Origin of the sequence: Streptomyces spongiicola, assembly GCF_003122365.1 — a bacterium.
Classification (GTDB): domain Bacteria; phylum Actinomycetota; class Actinomycetes; order Streptomycetales; family Streptomycetaceae; genus Streptomyces; species Streptomyces spongiicola.
In genome coordinates, this window is the sequence record NZ_CP029254.1 from 5,202,818 (window position 1) to 5,223,029 (window position 20,212).

General features: G+C 74.1%; 9 protein-coding genes and 1 CRISPR repeat array. Of the genes, 5 read left to right on the plus strand and 4 right to left on the minus strand.

Translation table 11 applies throughout. The annotated features are described in order from the left end of the window. Window positions 1–96 precede the first annotated feature (96 nt). From DDQ41_RS22870 to DDQ41_RS22890, 3 genes are all read right to left on the minus strand, one after another. Window positions 97–1,848 carry an alpha/beta hydrolase gene (locus DDQ41_RS22870; RefSeq protein ID WP_109296157.1) on the minus strand — a complete coding sequence of 584 codons (1,752 nt, stop codon included), beginning with the start codon at window positions 1,846–1,848 and terminating at the stop codon, window positions 97–99. 532 nt (window positions 1,849–2,380) lie between these two features. Next, window positions 2,381–3,280 (minus strand): MHYT domain-containing protein, encoded by a 900-nt coding sequence (locus DDQ41_RS22880; RefSeq protein ID WP_109296159.1) that lies wholly within the window; start codon window positions 3,278–3,280, stop codon window positions 2,381–2,383. An 807-nt stretch (window positions 3,281–4,087) separates the two neighbouring features. Next, window positions 4,088–4,414: a CRISPR direct-repeat array (repeat unit 24 nt; unit sequence ACCCGCTACGCGCGCGGGCGCGAC). A 254-nt stretch (window positions 4,415–4,668) separates the two neighbouring features. Next, the gene (locus tag DDQ41_RS22890; RefSeq protein ID WP_116427446.1) at window positions 4,669–7,335 is read right to left on the minus strand and encodes a lysylphosphatidylglycerol synthase domain-containing protein; all 2,667 of its coding nucleotides are present in this window, start codon (window positions 7,333–7,335) and stop codon (window positions 4,669–4,671) included. 638 nt (window positions 7,336–7,973) lie between these two features. On the opposite strand from DDQ41_RS22890, the gene DDQ41_RS22895 reads away from it, so the two are divergent. The 5 genes from DDQ41_RS22895 to nudC all read left to right on the plus strand — a co-directional run bounded on the left by DDQ41_RS22895 (window position 7,974) and on the right by nudC (window position 19,640). Beyond that, window positions 7,974–8,366, plus strand: coding sequence for an MGMT family protein (locus tag DDQ41_RS22895; RefSeq protein WP_109296162.1), 393 nt, complete (start codon window positions 7,974–7,976; stop codon window positions 8,364–8,366). A gap of 242 nt (window positions 8,367–8,608) precedes the next feature. Beyond that, window positions 8,609–12,313, plus strand: coding sequence for an ATP-dependent helicase (locus tag DDQ41_RS22900; protein WP_109296163.1), 3,705 nt, complete (start codon window positions 8,609–8,611; stop codon window positions 12,311–12,313). After that, complete coding sequence (locus tag DDQ41_RS22905) at window positions 12,310–16,926, plus strand: UvrD-helicase domain-containing protein (protein ID WP_162602719.1); 4,617 nt, start codon at window positions 12,310–12,312, stop codon at window positions 16,924–16,926. The genes DDQ41_RS22900 and DDQ41_RS22905 overlap by 4 nt, the downstream gene beginning before the upstream one ends. Window positions 16,927–17,185: 259 nt before the next feature. After that, window positions 17,186–18,607, plus strand: coding sequence for a dipeptidase (locus tag DDQ41_RS22910; RefSeq protein ID WP_109296165.1), 1,422 nt, complete (start codon window positions 17,186–17,188; stop codon window positions 18,605–18,607). A gap of 85 nt (window positions 18,608–18,692) precedes the next feature. After that, the gene (gene nudC / locus DDQ41_RS22915) at window positions 18,693–19,640 is read left to right on the plus strand and encodes an NAD(+) diphosphatase (protein WP_109296166.1); all 948 of its coding nucleotides are present in this window, start codon (window positions 18,693–18,695) and stop codon (window positions 19,638–19,640) included. A gap of 189 nt (window positions 19,641–19,829) precedes the next feature. Here nudC and DDQ41_RS22920 read toward each other — a convergent pair whose 3' ends face one another. Next, window positions 19,830–20,087 (minus strand): mycoredoxin, encoded by a 258-nt coding sequence (locus DDQ41_RS22920; protein ID WP_026165177.1) that lies wholly within the window; start codon window positions 20,085–20,087, stop codon window positions 19,830–19,832. Window positions 20,088–20,212 lie beyond the last annotated feature (125 nt).

Here is a 20,212-nt window from a genome sequence, read left to right on the forward strand (position 1 = left end):
GTGCATCTCCCGATCCGTTCCACCTGCTGCGCCATCCTAGGCGCCGTCACTGACAGTGACCATGGGTGCCGTCCGTGGACGCGGCCCGGCCGGCCGTCAGCGGCAGACGGTCCCGGATGCCGGTACCTTCCCGTTCAGCAGATACCGGTCCACCGCTTCCGCCACGCACTTGTTGCCGCTGTTGTAGGCACCGTGTCCCTCGCCCTCGTACGTCAGCTCGACCCCGACCCCCTCGCCGAGCGCCTCGGCCATGGCCCGGGCGCCCTCGTACGGGGTCGCCGGGTCACCGGTGTTGCCGATGACGACGATCGGGGCGGCGCCGGGCGCGCTGACGTCGGGCGTCTCCCACTGCCCGGGCACCGGCCAGTGCTTGCAGCCCATCAGGCCCCAGCCCAGGTAGTCGCCGAAGACCGGCGACGCCTTCCGGAACTCGGGGAGCCGCGCCTTGGTCTGGTCCAGGGAGTAGCGCTCCTTGAAGTCGACGCAGTTGATCGCGGCGTTGGCGGCCTGGAGATTGCTGTACTGCCCCTCCCTGTTGCGTCCGTTCATCGCGTCGGACAGCGCGAGCAGCAGGGAGCCGTCACCTCCGTCCGCCTCGTCGAGCCCCTGCTCCAGCAGCGGCCAGTACTCCTTGGAGTACAGGGCCTGGGCGATGCCGTTGGTGGCCTGGGTCTGGGTGAGTTCACGGTCGCCGATGCCCGGGATAGGCTGCTTCTCCAGCCGGTTCTGGAGGTCGATGACGAACTGCTGGATCTCCTCGGGGGTGCCGCCCGGCAGCTGGCAGGCGTCCCCACGCGCGACGCAGTCCTCGGCGAAGTTGGTGAACGCCAGCTGGAAGCCCCTGGCCTGGCCGAGCGAGCCCTCCACCGCGGTGCTGGTCGGGTCGACTACGGCGTCGAACACCGCCCGTCCGACGTTCTTCGGGAAGAGGTGGGCGTAGACGCCGCCGAGTTCGGTTCCGTAGGAGATGCCGAAGTAGTGCAGCCTGTCGTCACCGAGGACCCGGCGCATCAGATCCATGTCCCGGGCGGCGTTGGTGGTGCCGACGTAGGGCAGGTCCGGCCCCGAGTTCTCCTCGCAGGCGGAGCCGTACCGGCTCAGGTTCTCGCTGTACGCCTTCTCCTCGGCGCTGTCGTCCGGGGTGGCGTCCTGGGCGTAGTACGCGTCCAGCTCCTTGTCGTCGAGGCACTCGACGGGCTGGCTGCGGCCCACCCCCCGAGGGTCGAAGCTCACCAGGTCGTAGCGGGCGCGCAGCCGCTCGAAGTCCGCCGCCGCCGCGGGCAGGGTGCTGACCCCCGAGCCGCCGGGCCCGCCGAAGTTGAAGATCAGCGAACCGATCCGGTTCGCCTGGTCTCGGGCCTTCGCCCGGATGAGGGCCAGCTCGATGGTCTCGCCACCGGGCTTCGCCCAGTCGCGCGGAACCTCCATGAACGAGCACTCCCACGCGGTGCCGCCGGGCAGTGGCGAGGGCGCGGTGCCGCCGCCCTCGGCCTCCGAGGGCGCGGGGCACGGCCTCCAGTCGAGGCTCTGGCCGGCGAGATCCCGGTCACCCTGCTCCCCGTTCCCGCCTCCTCCGTCACCCTCCGAGCAGCCCGCGGTGACCAGGAGCGTGGTGGCGATGCCGGCGGCGAGCAGGGTCCCGACGCGCCGCGCGGCTCCGCCGCGGCGTCCGGGACTCCCGGTGAGATGGGTGATGACCGGCGCCCCCTGCGCGGCGCCGTCCCGGCGAGGGGGGGCAGCGGACCGGTGCGGGCCGGGCGCCTCCGGAGGGCCCGGGGCGTCGTGGTCCCGGCCGTCGCCGCCGGGATCGGGGCCGGCAGCGGGACGACCGGCGGGGGAGGTCGGCATGCCCCCATCCTGCGGCCCGGCGCGGCGCTCCGCCTGTCGGCGGCGGCCCGCCGGGGCCGGGCGGGCGGCACCCCGGCCCACCGGAGGGCTCCGGCGGAGGCCCTCCGGTGGGCCGGCGAGCCCCCGGACGAGGGGTCACCCGGCAGCCCCCTCGTCCGGGGGCTCGGCGTACGCCTGGTCAGCCGGTCGGGCGGGCGGCACCTGGTGAGACGGGCAGCCGGTCGGGCAGTCGGGCGGTGAGCCGGTGAGCCGGTGAGCCGGTCGGGCGGTGAGCCGGTGAATCGGTGAATCGGTCATGTCGGCCGACCGGCTGGCTCGGGCTTCGCCGGAACTCGAAGCTCCGGGGCCCTACCCGGTCTGCGGTGGCCTGCCGGCACCCCCGGAGAGGACCACCGGCAAGCGAGGCTCGGCCACCGAGCCCGGCCCGGGAACACGCCCGGGCCGGGTCCGGGTCCGGTGCCGGCGCCGGCCCGGGCTCCCCCGACGCCGGCCACCCGGACGGGAGCGCCGGTCACCAGGACGGGAGCGCCGGTCACCAGGACTGATAGGGCGAGGGGTGCTGTCCGGAGGACGGGTAGGACGACGGGTACTGCCCCGGCTGCTGTGCCGGGGTGCCGGTGCCCGGGCCGGGACCGTGCGGTCCGGAGGCCGGCCGGTCCCAGCTGTCGCGGTCGCGGTCGCGGTCGTTGTCGTTGTCGTTGTCGCCCAGCATCATGTCGGGGTCGAACATGACGATCACGGCGGCGACCAGGAGCGCGGCGAGCGGACCGGCGAGCATGAGCAGGAGAAAGCCCATCAGACCCGTGGGTGACTGCGAGGCCACGGTCTGGCCGTCGAGGTGGACGGAGACCGCGGCCATGCCGGTGTAGTGCATGCCGGTCACGGCCACTCCCATGACCAGGCTCGCGCCCAGGCTCGCCCACAGTCCGTGGATGGAGACCGCCGCCCACAGCGCCGCGGTGGCGGCCACGACGGCGATCACGACCGACAGCACCACGGTGGGGGTGTCGTAGTGGAGGGCGCCTGCGGTGTGCATCGCGGACATACCGAGGTAGTGCATGGCCGCCACACCGAGTCCGGTGATCGTACCGGCCACGGCCAGGTTCACCGGTGAGCCGCCCCGGTAGCCGACGAGGAACACGCCGACGGCGACGACCGCGATGGCCACCGCCAGGCTGAGCAGCGTTCTCGTGGTGTCGTAGCTGACCAGCGCCCCCTGGATGCTGAAGCCGATCATGGCGACGAAGTGCATGGTCCAAATGCCGCAACCGATCGACACGGCGCCCAGTGCCAGCCACTTGGCTCGGCCGCGCGGTCGCCGCAGTGAGCGTGTCGTGCACCGCAGCCCCAGCGCCGCGCCGAGGCATGCCATCAGATAAGCGGATACGGGGGTTATCGCGCCGTAGTGGAAGTTGGAGATCGTGGCGGTCATTCAGGGTCCTCCCCATATATGTGACGGCGGGATGTGTATGGCGGGCGGATGGGGGCGGCGGCGGGAAGTGTGCGACGCGCGATGTATGGGGCGGCGGGTGGCACCGCCGATGAGGTGTCCCGGCGCGAGGGTGCGGCGTGTGCTCCTGCCGGGCCCCGACGGGGCCGGGTCCGGCCGCGGGTGGGAGAAGGGCGCGCGGGTCTCCGGTCGGAGAGCCGCAGCGGCTGGGGATCGATCGCCAGGTCCTCCACCCAGGTGTTCGCGTCAGCTCGGCCGGTGATGCCGAACCGCACACAAGTCGAGCCAGGCAAGACGAGAACTAGTCAAAGAACGATCAGATCCCGCCATCTGGCCGAGTTGTGGGCTATTCAAGCACAGAATGTGCACACCTCCTCCTCGTTCGGTCATCACTTAACCGAACTGAGAGGGTCGGCCGTGCCGGGTGCCGGGTGCCGGGTGCCGGGTGCCAGATGCGGGGTGCGCGGGGTGCCGGGTGCGGGGAGGGCGGGGAGGACCCCGTGTGACTGCCGCCGCGCTGTCCCGCACAAGGAGGGCGACTGCGGTACCGCCGCCGCGACCCCCGTTCCCGCCGCCGTCGGTGGCTCCGAGAGCGGCCGACGTCTTCCGCCGAGGGCCGGGCGTCGTCGAGTTCCGGGCGTTCCCGGGTGCGGTGCGGCAGCCGGGCGCCGTCGGTTCCGGGACCGCTGCTGTGATCCGGCGGCCGCAGGGTCCGACGGCGCACCGACCCGCTACGTGCGTTGGGCGCGACTCGCCCGAGCCGGCGCACCGAGGTCGGGGGAGCGGGGGACCAGCTACGCGCGCGGGCGCGACCCTCCACCTCCACCATCCGCAACGGCACGGTGACCGGATCGGCTACGCGCGCGGGCGCGACCCTCCACCTCCACCATCCGCAACGGCACGGTGACCGGATCGGCTACGCGCGCGGGCGCGACCCCGGCGGGATCCAGCCGAAAGAGGCCTGGGTGGGACCCGCTACGCGCGCGGGCGCGACCGGGGAACGGATGTGCGTCGGAAGGCGCGGGGGTGGAACCCGCTACGCGCGCGGGCGCGACTCGCGACGTTCGCCGAGGTGTGCGCCTCGGCTTCCGAACCCGCTATGCGCGCGGGCGCGACGGCAGTGTTCCCGGTGGCGGGGTCCGGTGGCGGGGTCGCGCGGGATCCGGCCCGACCCCGCCGCCCAGCCGAACCGCCCGATCGAGGCGCACCGCCGCACCGCTGGCCGCACCGAGCCGCACCGATCGCACTGCCGTCTCGGCGCGGTCAGGTCGTGCGGTCGGGTCGTGCGGTCGGGTCGTGAGGGCACGCATGGTCGCGGCCGCCTCGCGCGGCCTCGCAGGCGCCGGGAGGGATCGGTCATCCGCAGCTCGTCAGAGCGCGCCCTTCCGGGTGAGGTGGTTGAACGACAACCACCCCGGCAGCACCGGAAGCCAGAGCGTCAGCAGCCGGTACAGCAGCACGGCCGGCGCCGCGACCTCCGGCGGCAGCCCCACGGCGATGAGCCCCAGGGTCAGCGCGCCCTCCACGGCGCCCACACCACCGGGTGTCGGGGCAGCCGACCCCAGGGCGTTGCCGGCCAGGAAGACGACGGCGATGCTGGCGTAGCTGAGTTGCTGGTCGCCGTTGTCGAAGGCCCGGATGGAAGCGTCCAGGCACATCACGAAGGAGCCGGTGAGCAGCAGCATGCCGCCGATTCCGGTGATCAGCTTCCCCGGCCGCTGGAGCACGTCCAGCATGCGCGGGACGACCCCGGCGAACAGGGACCGCAGCCGGGTCGCCACGAACTTCCGCAGGAAGGGGATCGCGGTCACCACCAGCACCAGCACCGCGACCGTCAGCAGTCCCGCGATGACGGTCCTCGACGGCGTGAGTGACGAGGTCTTCTCCGTGCCGGTGAGGTAGCCGAAGGCGAGCAGTAGCAGGATGTGCGCGCCGAGACCGAAGAGCTGCGAGGCGCCGACGCTCGCCACGGCGAGCCCGGGGCGGACCCCGGAGCGCTGTAGGAAGCGGGTGTTCAGCGCGACACCGCCGACGGCCGCGGGCGCGACGATCTTCACGAAGGAGCCGGCGACCTGCGCGACGACCGTCCGCGGGAACGGCACCCGCTCCGGCACGAAGCCCAGCAGGCTCATCGCGGCCGCCATGTAGCTGAGCGCCGAGAACAGCACCGCCGCGGCGACCCAGCCCCAGTGGGCCTGGCTGACCACGGTGAGGTCGGTCCGAGTGATCTGCGACAGCAGGAAGTACGCGGCGATCGCCCCGGCGATCAGACTGACCAGTGTGCGCGGCCGGATCCGCTCCAGCCGGGCGGGCTCCACCGGCGCCTGCGGACGGATCAGCAGTACCTGGTGGCGGATCTGGGCGAGCAGGTCCTCCTCCCGTGCCTCGTCCAGTGCCTCGCCCATGGCCCGCTTCTCGGCCTGTCTCTCGGCGCGCAGCGATCTGCGGACGGCCCTCCTGTCGTCATCCGCCCCCTGCGTGCCCTGCTCGGCCCTCTCCCGCCGCGCCGACTCGGCCGCGGCAAGCACCGCCTCCCGCTCGCGTTGCGCCCGCTCCCGGGCCAGTCGGCGCAGCGTGGCCCGGGTGGAGCGGCTGAGCGCGATGGGCTGAAGCAGCGGCAGGCAGTCCGCGACTCCGTCCGGTCCCAGCACCTCGACGGCCGCGGCGACCGCGCGCTCGGCTCCCACCCGCAGACCGAGCGTCGTCAGCAGCTGCGCGATGTCCATGCGCAGTACCACGTCGCCCGCCGCGATCTCGCCGCCGCGCAGGTCCGTCAGCACCACCCTGCCGGAACGATCCACCAGGATCGCGTCGCCGATGAGCCTGCGGTGCGCGATGCGGCGCGACTGCAGCGCCCGTACCTGCCGGAACGCGCCGTGTACCACCTTGTCGGTGATCTCCCCGTCCGACAGGGAGTCCAGCGAGCGGCCGCCGAGGTGCTCGTACACCAGCATGACGGCGTCCGGGCCCAGCTCGGACGTGGCGATCAGCCGGGGCGCGTTGGCACCGGCGGCGATGGCGGCGTAGGCGAGCAGTGCCTCCTGTTCCAGGGCCTGGCGCAGCGACTGGTTGGAGCGGCGGGTGGTGATGCCCCGCAGCGTCAGCCGGCGCCACACCCGGTAGAAGTAGCCGTGCGCCTGCTGCTCGCGGTCGACGACGGTGACGTCGAGCGGCGGGCCGTCTTCCAGGGTGACGAGGTACCGTCTGCCCCGGTCGCCCTGGTCGGCGTAGTCCGGTGTGTCCTCGGCACGCATGGCCGTCACCGGGCGGAAGCCGACGTGCCGCAGGCCCGCCAGGAGTGTCTGGCCGGTCGGCCGCACGTTCGGGGAGCCGACCGCGTACAGCGTTCCGTACGCGACGGTCCAGCCGATCAGCACGGTCAGGATGATCGAGAACGGTGTGGTGTAGCCGGCGACGAGCATCGCGAAGGCGTCGAGCAGCAGCACACCCCACAGCGCGACGCGCCAGCGCGGCCTTCGCGCCATGCCGACCGCCGTCATATAGGCGATCACGGGTGCGAGATAGCCGTGTACCGGGTCGGTGAGCCCGCCGCCCGAGGCGGGCTGGGTGAGTGCGTCCTGGATCTGGGCCGGGGCGGCCTCGGCGACCCACAGGTCGGTGGCGAGCGTCACACCGTGCGCGAGGACGGCCGCGAGCACACCGTCGGCGATCCGCAGTCCGTCCCGTTTGATCAGCCGCTCGATCGCGAAGGCGACGGGGACGAGGAGCACCGCGATGCTCGACATCAGCCCGGCGAGTTTCACCAGCAGGTCGGGGGCCTGACCGGTGCCCTTGGAGATGTCCGACTCGAGGCCGGTGGTGGTGCCGTGGGCGAAGGCGGCGAGACCCAGGACGACGACGATCGCCAGGATGCCCGCCAGCAGCCGCGTCAGGTCGGAGGGGCGGTGGACACGAGCAGGCAGCAGGGGCTCGTCGCCGGAGAGGCGGTCGATGTGGGCCACGTCGTCGCCGTCGCCGGCCGTGCGCCGGCGCTCGTGCTCCGGCACCCGGCGGCCGGACTCGGCAGGAGGCCGGATCGGCGTGGTGGGCCGGCCCTGCTCCCCGCGACCCTCGGCCGGGGCGGAACCCTCGGAGGTGTCCCGGGAGGAGCCTGCGGCGGGGTGGGTGGGGTCGGCCCTCAGGCCCCGCTCCGGGTCCCGGTCCCGCTCCGGATCCTGGCCTTGCTCCTGCTCCGGATCCCGGTCCCGCTCCGGGTCCCGGTTCTGCTTCGGGTCCCGGTTCTGCTTCGGGTCCCGGTTCTGCTCCGGATCCCGGTCCTGCTTCGGGCCACGGTTTCCGGCAGGGTCCCGGGCGTGGTCCTGGTCCTGGTGCTGTCCGGCCGGGTCCGGGGCGGGGTCCGGGGCGCGGTTCTGGCCTGCGGCCGGGTCCGGGGCGGGGTCCTGGTGCTGTCCGGCGGCTCCGGCGCGCGACTCGGGGCCGGAGGTGCTCGCCGCCGCGGGAGGCTGCACGCCCAGCTCCTTCGTCGTGTCGGTCTCTTCTTGATCTCGTATCACCAGTCACCGCCCGGACGATGGTGGCATGGCGAACCGACAGCGGGTGGCATCAGGGTGCGGCGCGAAGGTGCGCGCTGTCCCTCCTGCCCCTGTTTCGCTTGGTATATGCAATATGCCGCGATCTCGGTCCGCTGTCGGTGGCATGGGGCAGGATGGTCCGGATGAGCGATGAGGTACCGGAGCTGCGGGAGCCGCCGGAACTGCCGGAGTACGCGGAGAGGGTGCTCGGTGTCGCCGAGCACATACCACCCGGCCGGGTCATGACGTACGGGGACATCGCCGAATGGCTGGGTGAGGGAGGGCCGCGCCAGGTCGGCAGGGTGATGGCGCTCTACGGGGGAGCGGTTCCCTGGTGGCGGGTGGTGCGCTCCGACGGTGCCCTGCTGCCCGGTCACGAACTGCGGGCACTGCGGCACTACCGGGCCGAAGGCACCCCGCTGCGGCAGGCGCCGCCGGGCGCGGTGGGCCATGTGCCCCGCCTCGACATGAGGCGGGCCCGATGGGACGGCGTCACCCGTGCTGCGGACGGGACGGGCGGAGGGACTCACATCTGACAGCTTCCGCCATTCGAAGGCGCGATGAGACGTCCGGAGCCCGCCGCCGGTGCCCGCGACGGTTCCGGGCGGTCCGTCCGCGGCGCGGGAGCCCGCGGGCGTAGCGTCTTCCCCACCGCCGGGGGTGCTCGCGCCGCCGGCGGCCCCTCCCACCGGCCCCCGGGCCCCTCCGCCCCGCCCGTGCCCCCGCACCGGGCCCTTCGTCACCACTGTCAGCACACCCACCAGGACCGGCGATCCACGTGAGTTCCTCCTCTTCCACCGGGCGTACACCGCACCGTCGGGTACGGCAGGGGATCCCCCCGGGCCCGCAAGGGCGCAAGGGGCGGGCCCCGGGCGCGTACCGACTTGTGCGTACCTCGCCGGGCCCGGTGGATCCCCCTCTCCTGGACGCCTCGCAGCGTGCCGTGGTTGACCATGGGCGCGGCCCGCTGCTCGTGCTCGCGGGACCGGGCACGGGTAAGACGACGACCCTGGTCGAGGCGGTCGCCTCCCGGATCGAGCGGGGTGCGGACCCGGAGCGGCTGCTGGTGCTCACCTTCAGCCGGAAGGCGGCGGTCGAACTGCGCGACCGGATGGCGGTGCGGCTGGGGGGCCCGCGGGCGCCGCAGGCAACCACCTTCCACTCCTACTGCTACGCGCTGGTGCGGGCCCACCAGGACGCGGACCTCTTCGCCGAGCCGCTGCGCCTGCTGTCCGGTCCAGAGCAGGACGTGGCCGTCCGTGAGCTGCTGGCCGGACAGCTCGACCTGGAGCAGGAGTCAAGGGCCGGGGCACGCTGGCCCGCCGAACTGCGGGCATGCCTCACCACCCGCGGCTTCGCCGACGAGGTGCGGGCCGTGCTCGCCCGGAGCCGGGAACTCGGGCTCGGCCCGGACGCGCTGGCGGCCTTCGCCCGGCGTACCGGGCGTCCCGACTGGGGTGCCGCCGCTGCCTTCCTCGCCGAGTACCTGGACGTCCTGGATCTGCAGGGCGTCCTGGACTACGCCGAACTCGTCCACCGGGCGTCGCTCCTCGCCGAGCGGCCGGGGACGGGCGACCACATCGCCCAGCGGTACGACGCGGTCTTCGTCGACGAGTACCAGGACACCGACCCGGCTCAGGTCCGCCTGCTGCGGGCGCTGGCGGGGGACGGCCGCACCCTGGTCGCGTTCGGCGACCCCGACCAGTCCATCTACGCCTTCCGGGGCGCGGACGTGAACGGCATCCTCGACTTCCCCACCGAGTTCCGGCGCGGCGACGGGCGCCCGGCCCCGGTCGCGGTGCTGAGGACGTCCCGTCGCTCCGGGACGACCGTGCTGTCGGCGACCCGTCTGCTCACCCAGCGGATGCCCCTGCCCCGGCTGCCCTCGGACCGGGTCCGGGCCCACCGCGAGCTGACCGCCGCCCGCTCGGGCGGTCGCGTCGAGGTCTACACGTATCCGACCGCCTCGACGGAACTCGGCAACGTCGCCGACATCCTGCGGCGCGCCCACCTGGAGGAGGGCGTGCCGTGGCACGACATGGCGGTCCTCGTCCGCGCGGGCAGTCGCAGTCTCCCGTCGACACGGCGCGCGCTCACCATGGCCGGCGTGCCGGTCGAGACGGACGGTGACGACGTCCCCCTGCGCCACGAGGCCGCGGTGACGCCCCTGCTGGCCGCACTGCGGACCGCGGCGAGGCCGTTCGCACCGGGACACACCGCGGCCGGGGAGGGCCGGGACGGTGGCAGCGGGGCAGAGGGCGGCGGGGCAGAGGGCGGCCGGGCAGAGGGCGGCGGGGACGGTGGCGGCGCGGGAGCGCACACCGGGGACGGCGGCGGGCGGCCAGAAGGCGCTCGGGAAGGCGGTCGGCACGCCTTCCCCGTACCCCGTTCCCTCCTGGACGAAGGTTCCGGTTCCGGCACCGGTTCCGGCACCGGCTCCGGTGCCGCGGACCACGGCCCCGTAGGTGCCGACCACGCAGACCCCGGTACTGCGAATTCCGGTCCCACGAATTCCGGTCCCACGGATTCCGGTCCCACGGATTCCGGTCCCACGGATTCCGGTCCCACGGATTCCGGTACCGCTCCCGGCTCGGTGCGTCAGGAGCAACCTCCGATCGATGCCGACACCGCGGCGACTCTCCTCACATCCCCCCTCGGCGGTATGGACACAGCCGACCTCCGCCGCCTCGGCCGCGCCCTCCGCGACGAGGAGCGCGCGGCCGGCGACCGCGTGCCACCCCCCTCCGACGTGCTCATCGCCCGCGCCCTGGCCGAACCCGAGCGGCTCACCGTGCACGACCCCGCCTACGCCCGCCCTGCCCAGCGGCTCGGTGTCCTGCTGCGCAAGGTCCGTGACCTCCTCGACGGCGGCGGCACGGCCGAGGAGGCCCTCTGGGAGCTGTGGACCGGCACGTCCTGGCCGCAGCGCCTGGAGCGGACCGCCCTCCGCGGCGGTCCGGCCGGCCGCAACGCCGACCGCGACCTCGACGCCGTCTGCGCGCTGTTCGAGACCGCGGCCCGAGCGGAGGAGCGCACCGGCGGCCGGGGCGCCCTGAACTTCCTCGACGAACTGGAGGCCCAGGACATCGCCGCCGACACGCTCGCGCGCCGGCCCGAACGCCCCGCGGCCGTCCGGCTGATGACCGCCCACCGTTCCAAGGGCCTCGAGTGGGGCCTCGTCGTGGTCGCCGGCGTACAGGAGGGCCTCTGGCCGGACCTGCGCCGCCGCGGGTCGCTCCTGGAGGCCGACCGGATCGGCCGCGACGGACTCGCCGAGCCCCTCACTCCCGGCGCCCTGCTCGCCGAGGAGCGCCGTCTGTTCTACGTCGCCGCCACCCGCGCCCGGGACCGCCTCGTCGTCACCGCCGTCAAGGCCCCCGCCGACGACGGTGACCAGCCCTCGCGTTTCCTCACCGAACTCGGCGCCGAACCGAGCGACATCACCGGCCGGCCGCGCCGCCCGCTCGCCGTCGCCCCGCTGGTGGCCGAGCTGAGGGCCACCACCGTCGACCCCGAGGCCTCCGACGCGCTCCGCGACGCCGCCGCGCGACGGCTCGCGCGTCTCGCAGCGCTCACCGACGACGAGGGACAGCCCCTCGTGCCCGCGGCGCACCCCTACCGCTGGTGGGGACTGCAGGAGCCGACGCACAGCGGGGTGCCCCTCCGCGATCGCGACCACCCCGTCACCCTGTCCGGCAGCGCCCTCGACCAGCTCGCGAACACCTGTGCGCTGCAGTGGTTCCTGGGACGGGAGGTCAGGGCGGACGCCCCGGCCACCGCCGCCCAGGGTTTCGGCAACGTCGTGCATGTCCTCGCCGACGAGGTCGCCTCCGGCCGTACCCCCGCCGACCTGGCCGTCCTCATGGAACGGCTCGACTCCGTGTGGGACGCCCTCGCCTTCGACGCGCCCTGGAAGTCCGCACAGGAGAAGGAGCACGCGCGTGCGGCGCTCGAACGCTTCGTCCGCTGGCATGTGACGGACCGCGGCGGCCGCACCCCCGTCGCCACCGAGCACGACTTCGACGTCACGCTCGAGGCCGGCCCGTACGAGGTGCGCATCAGGGGTTCCATGGACCGCGTGGAGCGGGACGAACGAGGCCGGGCGTACGTCGTCGACTTCAAGACCGGCAAGCAGGCCCCGACCAGGGGCGAGGTCGAGCGCCACCCCCAGCTCGCCGTCTACCAGCTCGCCGTCCGCGAGGGCGCCGTCGACGAGTTCTTCGACGGTGACCGGCCCGAGCCCGGCGGCGCCGAACTCGTGCATCTTCGCCAGGCAGCCCCCAAGAAGGAGGGCGGGGAGGCGGTGCCCCGCGTCCAGTCCCAGGAACCCCTCTCCGGCGAATGGGTCGGTGATCTGCTCGCCACCGCCGCGGGCCGGGTCCTCGACGAACGCTTCACCCCCAGCACCGGCTCCCAGTGCGAGCACTGCGCCTTCCGCTCCTCGTGCAGCGCCAGGCCCGAGGGGCGTCACATCGTCGAGTGACGGCGGGACGGTACGCCGCCGCCCTGCCGCCCTGCCGCCCTGCCGTGCCGCCGTGCCCGCGCGGCCCGCGCCGCCGCCCTGCCGTGCGCCGCCTCGCCCTGCCGCCCTCCGCCGGCCACGCCGCGCTGCGCTCCCGCATCGGCTATGTCACCCAGGCCCCCTCCGTCTACGACGACCTGACCGTCCGCCAGAACCTCGCTTATTTCGCCGCGGTCCTCGACCCGGGCCGCGCCGCCGCCGAACGTCGACGGCACCAGGTCTCCCAGGCCCTCGCGGACGTGGACCTCACGGCGCACGCCGGCGCGCTCGCGGGCAGGCTCTCCGGAGGGCAGCGCAGCCGCGTCTCCCTCGCCGTCGCCCTCCTCGGCACGCCCGACCTGCTCGTCGTATGCGACGCAACGGCGAGAACCTCCTCGTGCTGGCCGGCGAGGACGCCGTCCGGCCCGGCTCGCGGGCCAGGCAGCGCCCGGCCGCCCCGCCCGGCCCGCCCCGTGGGCCACCGGTGGGCGGTGCTGTCGGTGGTCGCCGCTAGCCTCTCTGAGGTGTCCGCACGCATCACCGACCCCGAGCAGCTCAAGGAACTGCTGGGGGTCCCGTTCACCCCGGAGCAGACGGCCTGCATCACCGCGCCGCCCGCACCGCAGGTCATCGTGGCCGGGGCCGGATCCGGGAAGACCACGGTGATGGCCGCCCGGGTGGTGTGGCTGGTGGGCACCGGCCAGGTGGAGCCCGAGCAGGTCCTCGGGCTGACCTTCACCAACAAGGCCGCCGCCGAACTCGCCGAGCGCGTGCGCACCGCCCTCGTCCGGGCCGGGATCACCGACCCGGACGTGATCGACCCGGACGCCCCGCCGGGAGAGCCGAGCATCTCGACCTACCACGCCTTCGCCGGACGCCTCCTCACGGACCACGGACTCCGACTGGGGCTGGAGCCGACCTCCCGGCTGCTCGCCGACGCCACGCGCTACCAGCTCGCCGCACACGTGCTGCGCGAGGCCCCGGGCCCCTACCCCGCACTGACCAAGTCCTTCCCCTCCCTGGTCGGTGATCTGCTCGCGCTCGAGGCCGAACTGGCCGAGCACCTGGTGGCGCCCGAGGACCTCCGGGCCCACGACTCCGCGCTGCTGCGCGAACTGGAGGGCGTCGTACTGGGCAACGCCGACCTGCGCAAGGTCCCCGAGGCGGCCGCCGCCCGCCGGGAACTGCTCGACCTCGTCGTGCGCTACCGCGAGGCCAAGCGGTCCCGCGACCTCCTCGACTTCGGCGACCAGATCGCGCTCTCCGCGCGGCTCGCGCTCACCCGCCCGGAGGTCGGCCGCGTCCTGCGCGACGAGTTCCGGGTGGTTCTGCTGGACGAGTACCAGGACACTTCCGTGGCCCAGCGCCTGCTTCTCGCCGGTCTGTTCGGTCGGGGAGCGGCCCCGGGCGGCGCACCGGCCGAGGGCGCGGGCCATCCCGTGACGGCGGTGGGCGACCCCTGCCAGGCGATCTACGGGTGGCGCGGCGCGTCCGTCGCCAACCTCGACGACTTCCCCCGGCACTTCCCCCGCGCCGACGGCCGCCCGGCCACGCGCTTCACCCTGAGCGAGAACCGCCGCAGCGGCGGGCGCCTCCTCGACCTCGCCAACGGCCTGGCCGAGCCGCTGCGCGCGCGCCACGAGGGCGTCGAGGCGCTCCGCCCCGCGCCCGGCGCGGAGCGGGACGGAGCGGTGCGGCTCGCGCTGCTGCCGACCCACGCGGAGGAGATCGCGTGGCTCGCGGACTCGATCGCCCATCTCGTCCGTACGGGCAAGGAGCCCGGCGAGATCGCGGTGCTCTGCCGCACCGCCGGCGATTTCGCGGCGATCCAGGGCGCGCTCGTCGTCCGGGACGTCCCCGTGGAGGTCGTCGGACTCTCCGGGCTGCTGCACCTGCCGGAGGTCGCCGACCTGGTCGCGGTCTGCGAGGTGCTCCAGGATCCGGGTGCGAACGCCTCGCTGGTCCGCCTCCTCACCGGACCGCGCTGGCGCATCGGGGCACGCGACCTGGCCCTGCTCGGCCGCCGGGCGCGCCTGCTGGTCCACCGCCCCGACGACGGGGAGGCGGATGCCGACCAGCGGCTCGCCGCGGCCGTCGAGGGCACCGACCCGGCCGAGGTCGTCTCCCTCGCCGACGCCCTCGACACGTTCCTGGAGCAGACCGGACCGGACGACGGACTGCCGTTCTCCGCCGACGCCCGGGTCCGCTTCGCCCGTCTCGCCACCGAGCTGCGCGACCTGCGGCGCTCCCTCGCCGATCCGCTCATGGACGTCCTCCACCGCGTCCTCGCCACCACCGGACTCGACGTGGAGCTCTCCGCCTCGCCGCACGCCCTCGCCGCCCGCCGCCGCGAGACCCTCGCCGGCTTCCTCGACGTCGCCGCGTCCTTCGCCTCCCTCGACGGCGAGGCGACACTGCTGGCCTTCCTCGGTTTCCTGCGGACGGCCGAGCAGTACGAGAAGGGTCTCGACAACGCGCTGCCAGGCGGCGAGAACACCGTGAAGGTGCTCACCGCCCACAAGTCCAAGGGGCTGGAGTGGGACGTCGTCGCAGTGCCCGGTCTGGTCGCCGACCAGTTCCCCAGCACCCGCCCCCGCGAGTCCTGGACCTCACAGGCCAAGGTGCTTCCGCACGTACTGCGGGGCGACGCCGCCACGCTGCCCGGCATCACCTCCTTGGACGCGAAGGGCCTCAAGGCATTCAAGGAGGAGATGAAGGCGCATCAGCACACGGAGGAGCTCCGGCTGGGCTACGTGACGTTCACCCGGCCCCGCTCACTGCTCCTCGGCTCTGCGCACTGGTGGGGCCCCACCCAGAAGCGCCGCCGCGGCCCGTCGGAGTTCCTGGAGGCGTTGTACGGCCACTGCATCGCGGGCTTCGGGGAGATCGAGGCATGGGCCGACGAACCGGAGGAGGGCGCCGAGAACCCGGTGCTGCACGCCGCGAAGGCGGAGCAGGCGTGGCCGCTTCCGCTGGATCCCGTGGCGACCGCGCGCCGGCGGGAGGCCGCGCAAACGGTCCTGGCCCACCTTGCGTCGATGACCGGCGCCGGAGCCGTGGCGGTGCCGGGCTGGTCCGGCGCCGCGCCCGGCGGCGCCTTTCCGGCCCGGCCCCACGACCGTGAAGGGGTCCCCATCGGCGGATCCGCGCCGGGCGGCCCCCGCCGGGAGACACCTTCCGGCGACGACCTCTGGCCCGGGGAACTCACGGAGCCCGGCGGTGAACCGTGGCCGGAGGACCTCTGGCCGGAGGACGACTGGCCTGAAGACGACCGGCCCGAGGACGACTGGCCGGAGGACGACCGGCCCGAGGACGGCCGGCCGGGCGGGAGTCACGCGCCCGCCGGCAGCGCGACAGCAGACCCGGAAAGGCCGACGGGCCCCCGGCCCCCGCGCCTACCGTCCGCTGACGCCGCTGACGCCGCTGACGCCGCTGACGCCGCTGACGCCGCTGACGCCGGAGCCGCCGACGGGCCCCCGGTCTCCGAGCCCGGCCGCCCGGGGCATGTCGCGAACGTCCCTCCCGGCCCGCGACGCCTGTCACGCTCGCTCGCCGCGTTGTCGGAGCCGTCCGAGTCCGTCCCGCACGAGGATGATCCTCCGGATCCTCCGCCTTGCGATCGCACGCACCCGACGCCGCAGTCCCCGCCCTGCGGTCGGACGGAGCTACCGTCGCGACACGACCCGGCGCCCCGGGAAACCACGGCCGCCGGTGCCGCGTACGACGGGGAGGTTCCCGTCCCGGACACCTCCGCTCCGGTCCGCCGACGGCTGCCCGCACAGCGCGCCGAGCCCCTCACTCCCGAGGACGCCCGGGCCGTCGCCTCCTGGGACCGCGACCTCGAAGCCCTCACCGGTGAACTCCGCCGCGCCCGCGGATCCGTGCGGGAGGTTTCCCTGCCGGCCTCGCTGTCGGCGTCCCAGCTGCTGCGGCTCGCCGCCGACCCGGACGGCTTCGCGCGGGAGCTGGCGCGCCCGATGCCCCGTCCGCCCCAGCGCGCGGCGCGCCGGGGCACCCGCTTCCACGCCTGGGTGGAATCCCGCTTCGAGGAACTGCCGCTGCCCATGCTGGGGCCGGACGAACTGCCGGGGGGCGACCCCGACGAGGCCGGTATCGAGGACGAGCGCGAGCTTGCCGCGCTCAAGGAGGCGTTCGAGCGCACGCCGTACGCCCGCCGTGTCCCGTACCGGCTGGAGGCTCCCGTCCAGGTCACCCTGGCGGGCAGGGTCATCAGGGGCCGGATCGACGCCGTCTACCGCGACGGTGCGACGGGCGCCTTCGAGATCGTGGACTGGAAGACCGGCCGCGGCCGGGACGCCGATCCGCTGCAACTCGCCGTCTACCGTCTCGCCTGGGCCGAGCAGCACGGCCTCCCGCCCGAGTCGGTCGCCGCGGTGTTCGTCCATGTGCGCACCGGAGAGATCGTCCGCCCCGGCGGACTGCCCGGCAGGGCGGGCCTGGAGCGGATCCTCCTGGACGACCGGCCGCCGCGCGGCGGCCCGGGGCCCGATGACGGCGGGGCCGGTCCCCCGGGGTCCCGCGGCCCGGGTCCGACGACGGTGCACGGGCTCGACGACGGTGCACGGGCTCGATGACGGTGCACGGGTCCGTCGGGGGTGCCCGGGTCCGCTGAGGCAGCCCGAGGCCCGAAGCCCGAGGCCCGGCGCCCGGCCCGGTTACGGGGCCGACCACGGATGGCCGACGGCCCGGCGGCGCCGTCCGCCCTCTGTCCGGCCCCCGTCCTGTGCCGTCCTGCGCCACCCGGTCCCGGCCCGGCCCGGCCCGTTTCCGCCCGGCCCGTCCCCGACCGGGCGGTCGGCGGGACCGCTCCCGGGGCCGGATAGGCTCAAGGCCATGAGCGACACCCCGGACAACGCCGTCCGTACGTACATAGCGGAGCACCGCGCGGCCTTCCTCGGCGACCTCGCCGAGTGGCTCCGCATCCCGTCCGTCTCCGCGCAGCCGGAGCACGACGGGGACGTACGGCGCAGCGCGCGGTGGCTGGCGGCGAAGCTCCGGGACACCGGCTTCCCGACCGCCGAGGTCTGGGAGGTCCCCCCGGCCCTGCCGGGTGCCGCACAGGGAGCCCCGGCCGTCTTCGCCGAGTGGCCGTCCGGCGACCCGGACGCTCCCACGGTGCTCGTCTACGGCCACCACGACGTGCAGCCCGCATCCCGGGAGGACGGCTGGGACACCGACCCCTTCGAGCCGGTCGTGAGAAACGGGCGGATGTACGGCCGAGGCGCCGCCGACGACAAGGGCCAGGTCCTCTTCCACACCCTCGGAGTGCGCGCCCACCTGGCCGTCACCGGCCGCACCAGCCCGGCGGTGAACCTCAAGCTCCTCGTCGAGGGCGAGGAGGAGTCCGGCTCACCGCACTTCCGTGCCCTGGTCGAGCAGCGCCGGGACCGGCTCGCCGCCGATGCCGTGGTCGTCTCCGACACGGGAATGTGGTCGGAGACGACCCCCACCGTGTGCACCGGAATGCGCGGTCTCGCCGACTGCGAGATCGCCCTGTACGGACCTGACCAGGACATCCACTCCGGTTCCTTCGGCGGTGCCGTGCCCAACCCGGCCACCGTCGCCGCCCGGCTCGTCGCGGCGCTGCACGACGAGAACGAGCGGGTGGCGGTCCCCGGGTTCTACGACGGTGTCCGCGAGCTGACCGCGACCGAGCGCGAACTCCTCGCCGAGTTGCCGTTCGACGAGTCCGGGTGGCTGCGCACGGCAAGGTCGTACGGGACGCTCGGCGAGGCGGGCCATACCACCCTGGAGCGTGTCTGGGCCCGCCCGACCGCCGAGGTCAACGGCATGGGCGGCGGCTACCAGGGGCCGGGAGGCAAGACGATCATTCCGGCCTCGGCCCGGCTGAAGCTCTCCTTCCGGCTGGTCGCCGGCCAGGATCCGGACCGGGTGGAGGACGCGGTGCGCGCCTGGGTCGCGTCCAGGATGCCCTCGGGTATCCGCCACGAGATCGCCTTCGGCGCGGCGACCCGGCCCTGCCTGACGCCCCTGGACCATCCCGCCCTGCGGTCGCTCGCCCGGTCGATGAGCCGTGCCTTCGACGGGCAGAAGGTCCGCTTCACGCGTGAGGGCGGGTCGGGGCCCGCCGCAGACCTCCAGGACGTGCTCGGCGCCGCGGTCCTGTTCCTCGGCGTTTCCGTGCCGTCCGACGGTTGGCACGCGCCCAACGAGAAGGTCGAGCTGGCCCTGCTGCTGAAGGGCGCCGAAGCCGCCGCGTACCTGTGGGGCGACCTGCCCGGCGCCCTTCGCTGACAGTCAACCGGTTCATGCGCAGAGAACCGGTCATGCGCAGAGAACCGGCCGAGAACCGGTCAATCCGGGGGAGTGGGAAGCACCTGTGAGCACCTTCGACCATGTCGCCGACGGCCGTCCCATCGGCCTCACCGCACCCAGTGGCATCGACCGCGCCGCGCACCACCGACTCGACGAGGCCTGGCTGGCGGCGGCGTGGAGCCATCCGACGACACGGGTGTTCGTCGTCTGCGGCGGGCAGGTGCTGGTGGACGACACTCCCGACGGCCGTACCGAGCTGGTCACCACCCCGGCCTTCGAGGCACCCCCCACCGAGACCCACCGGTACTTCCTCGGCACCGACGAGGACGGTGTCAGCTACTTCGCGCTGCAGAAGGACTCGCTGCCCGGTCGTATGGACCAGTCCGCCCGCCCCGCGGGGCTGCGCGAGGCCGGTCTGCTGCTGCCCCCCAGGGACGCGGGACTGATGGTCCACGCGGTGGCCCTGGAGAACTGGCAGCGGCTCCACCGTTTCTGCTCCCGCTGCGGCGAGCGGACCGTCATCGCGGCCGCCGGGCACATCCGCCGCTGCCCGGCCTGCGGCGCCGAGCACTACCCGCGCACGGACCCCGCCGTGATCATGCTCGTCACGGACGAGGAGGACCGGGCGCTGCTCGGCCGGCAGGTCCACTGGCCGGAGGGCCGCTTCTCCACGCTCGCGGGCTTCGTCGAGCCCGGTGAGTCGATCGAGCAGTCGGTGATCCGGGAGGTGTACGAGGAGGCCGGCGTCACGGTCGGCGAGGTCGAGTACGTCGCGAGCCAGCCGTGGCCCTTCCCGTACAGCCTGATGCTCGGTTTCACGGCCCGGGCCACCTCGTCCGAGGTCTCGGTGGACGGCGAGGAGATCCAGGAGGCCCGCTGGTTCTCCCGGGAGGACCTGCGGGCGGCCTTCGAGTCGGGGGAGGTCCTCCCTCCGTACGGGATCTCGATCGCCTCCCGGCTGATAGAACTCTGGTACGGCAAGCCGCTGCCGAAACCGGGTACCCCCGCCTGACTCCGTGCGCGTTCGGCCGTGCGCGTTCGGCCGTGCGCTCTGAGGCCGCGCCCCGGGCCCGGCCTCCCGCCCGGGCCGATCGCCTCCGTACCCCGGCGGCGGGGGCGTCCGTCCGGCGGAGAGGCTCCGGCACGGCGACGCCCCCTCCGGTCCGTGCCCGAGGGGGCGTGACGGGTGCGGGCCGGTGCGTCAGATCGCGAGGGCCTGCTTCACCTGGGCCAGGCTGGGGTTCGTCATGACGATGTTCTCCCCGCCGTTCGGCGGCACCACGAGGACGGTCGGGACGGTCTGGTTGCCGTTGTTCGCCTTCTCGACGAACGCGGCCGACTGCGGGTCCTCCTCGATGTTGATCTCGACGTACGAGATCCCCTCGCGGTCCAGCTGGCTCTTCAGCCGCCGGCAGTAGCCGCACCAGGTGGTGCTGTACATCGTCAGAGTGCCCTGCATGTCTCTCTCCCGCTTCTCTGGGCCGGTGGGGGTGGGTGTCCCACAGGGTTTCCGGGTGGTGAACGTACGCGGCCGCGCCGCCATTCCCCATACGGGCACCCCGGGTGCTTCCGTGCCGGTCCCAG

Excerpts from the sequence above, each read along its gene's own strand:
- DDQ41_RS22895 (WP_109296162.1), top strand. The coding sequence starts at position 7,974 with ATGAGCGATGAGGTACCGGAGCTGCGGGAGCCGCCGGAACTGCCGGAG.
- DDQ41_RS22920 (WP_026165177.1), bottom strand. The coding sequence starts at position 20,087 with ATGCAGGGCACTCTGACGATGTACAGCACCACCTGGTGCGGCTACTGC.
- DDQ41_RS22870 (WP_109296157.1), bottom strand. The coding sequence starts at position 1,848 with ATGCCGACCTCCCCCGCCGGTCGTCCCGCTGCCGGCCCCGATCCCGGC.
- DDQ41_RS22910 (WP_109296165.1), top strand. The coding sequence starts at position 17,186 with ATGAGCGACACCCCGGACAACGCCGTCCGTACGTACATAGCGGAGCAC.
- DDQ41_RS22880 (WP_109296159.1), bottom strand. The coding sequence starts at position 3,280 with ATGACCGCCACGATCTCCAACTTCCACTACGGCGCGATAACCCCCGTA.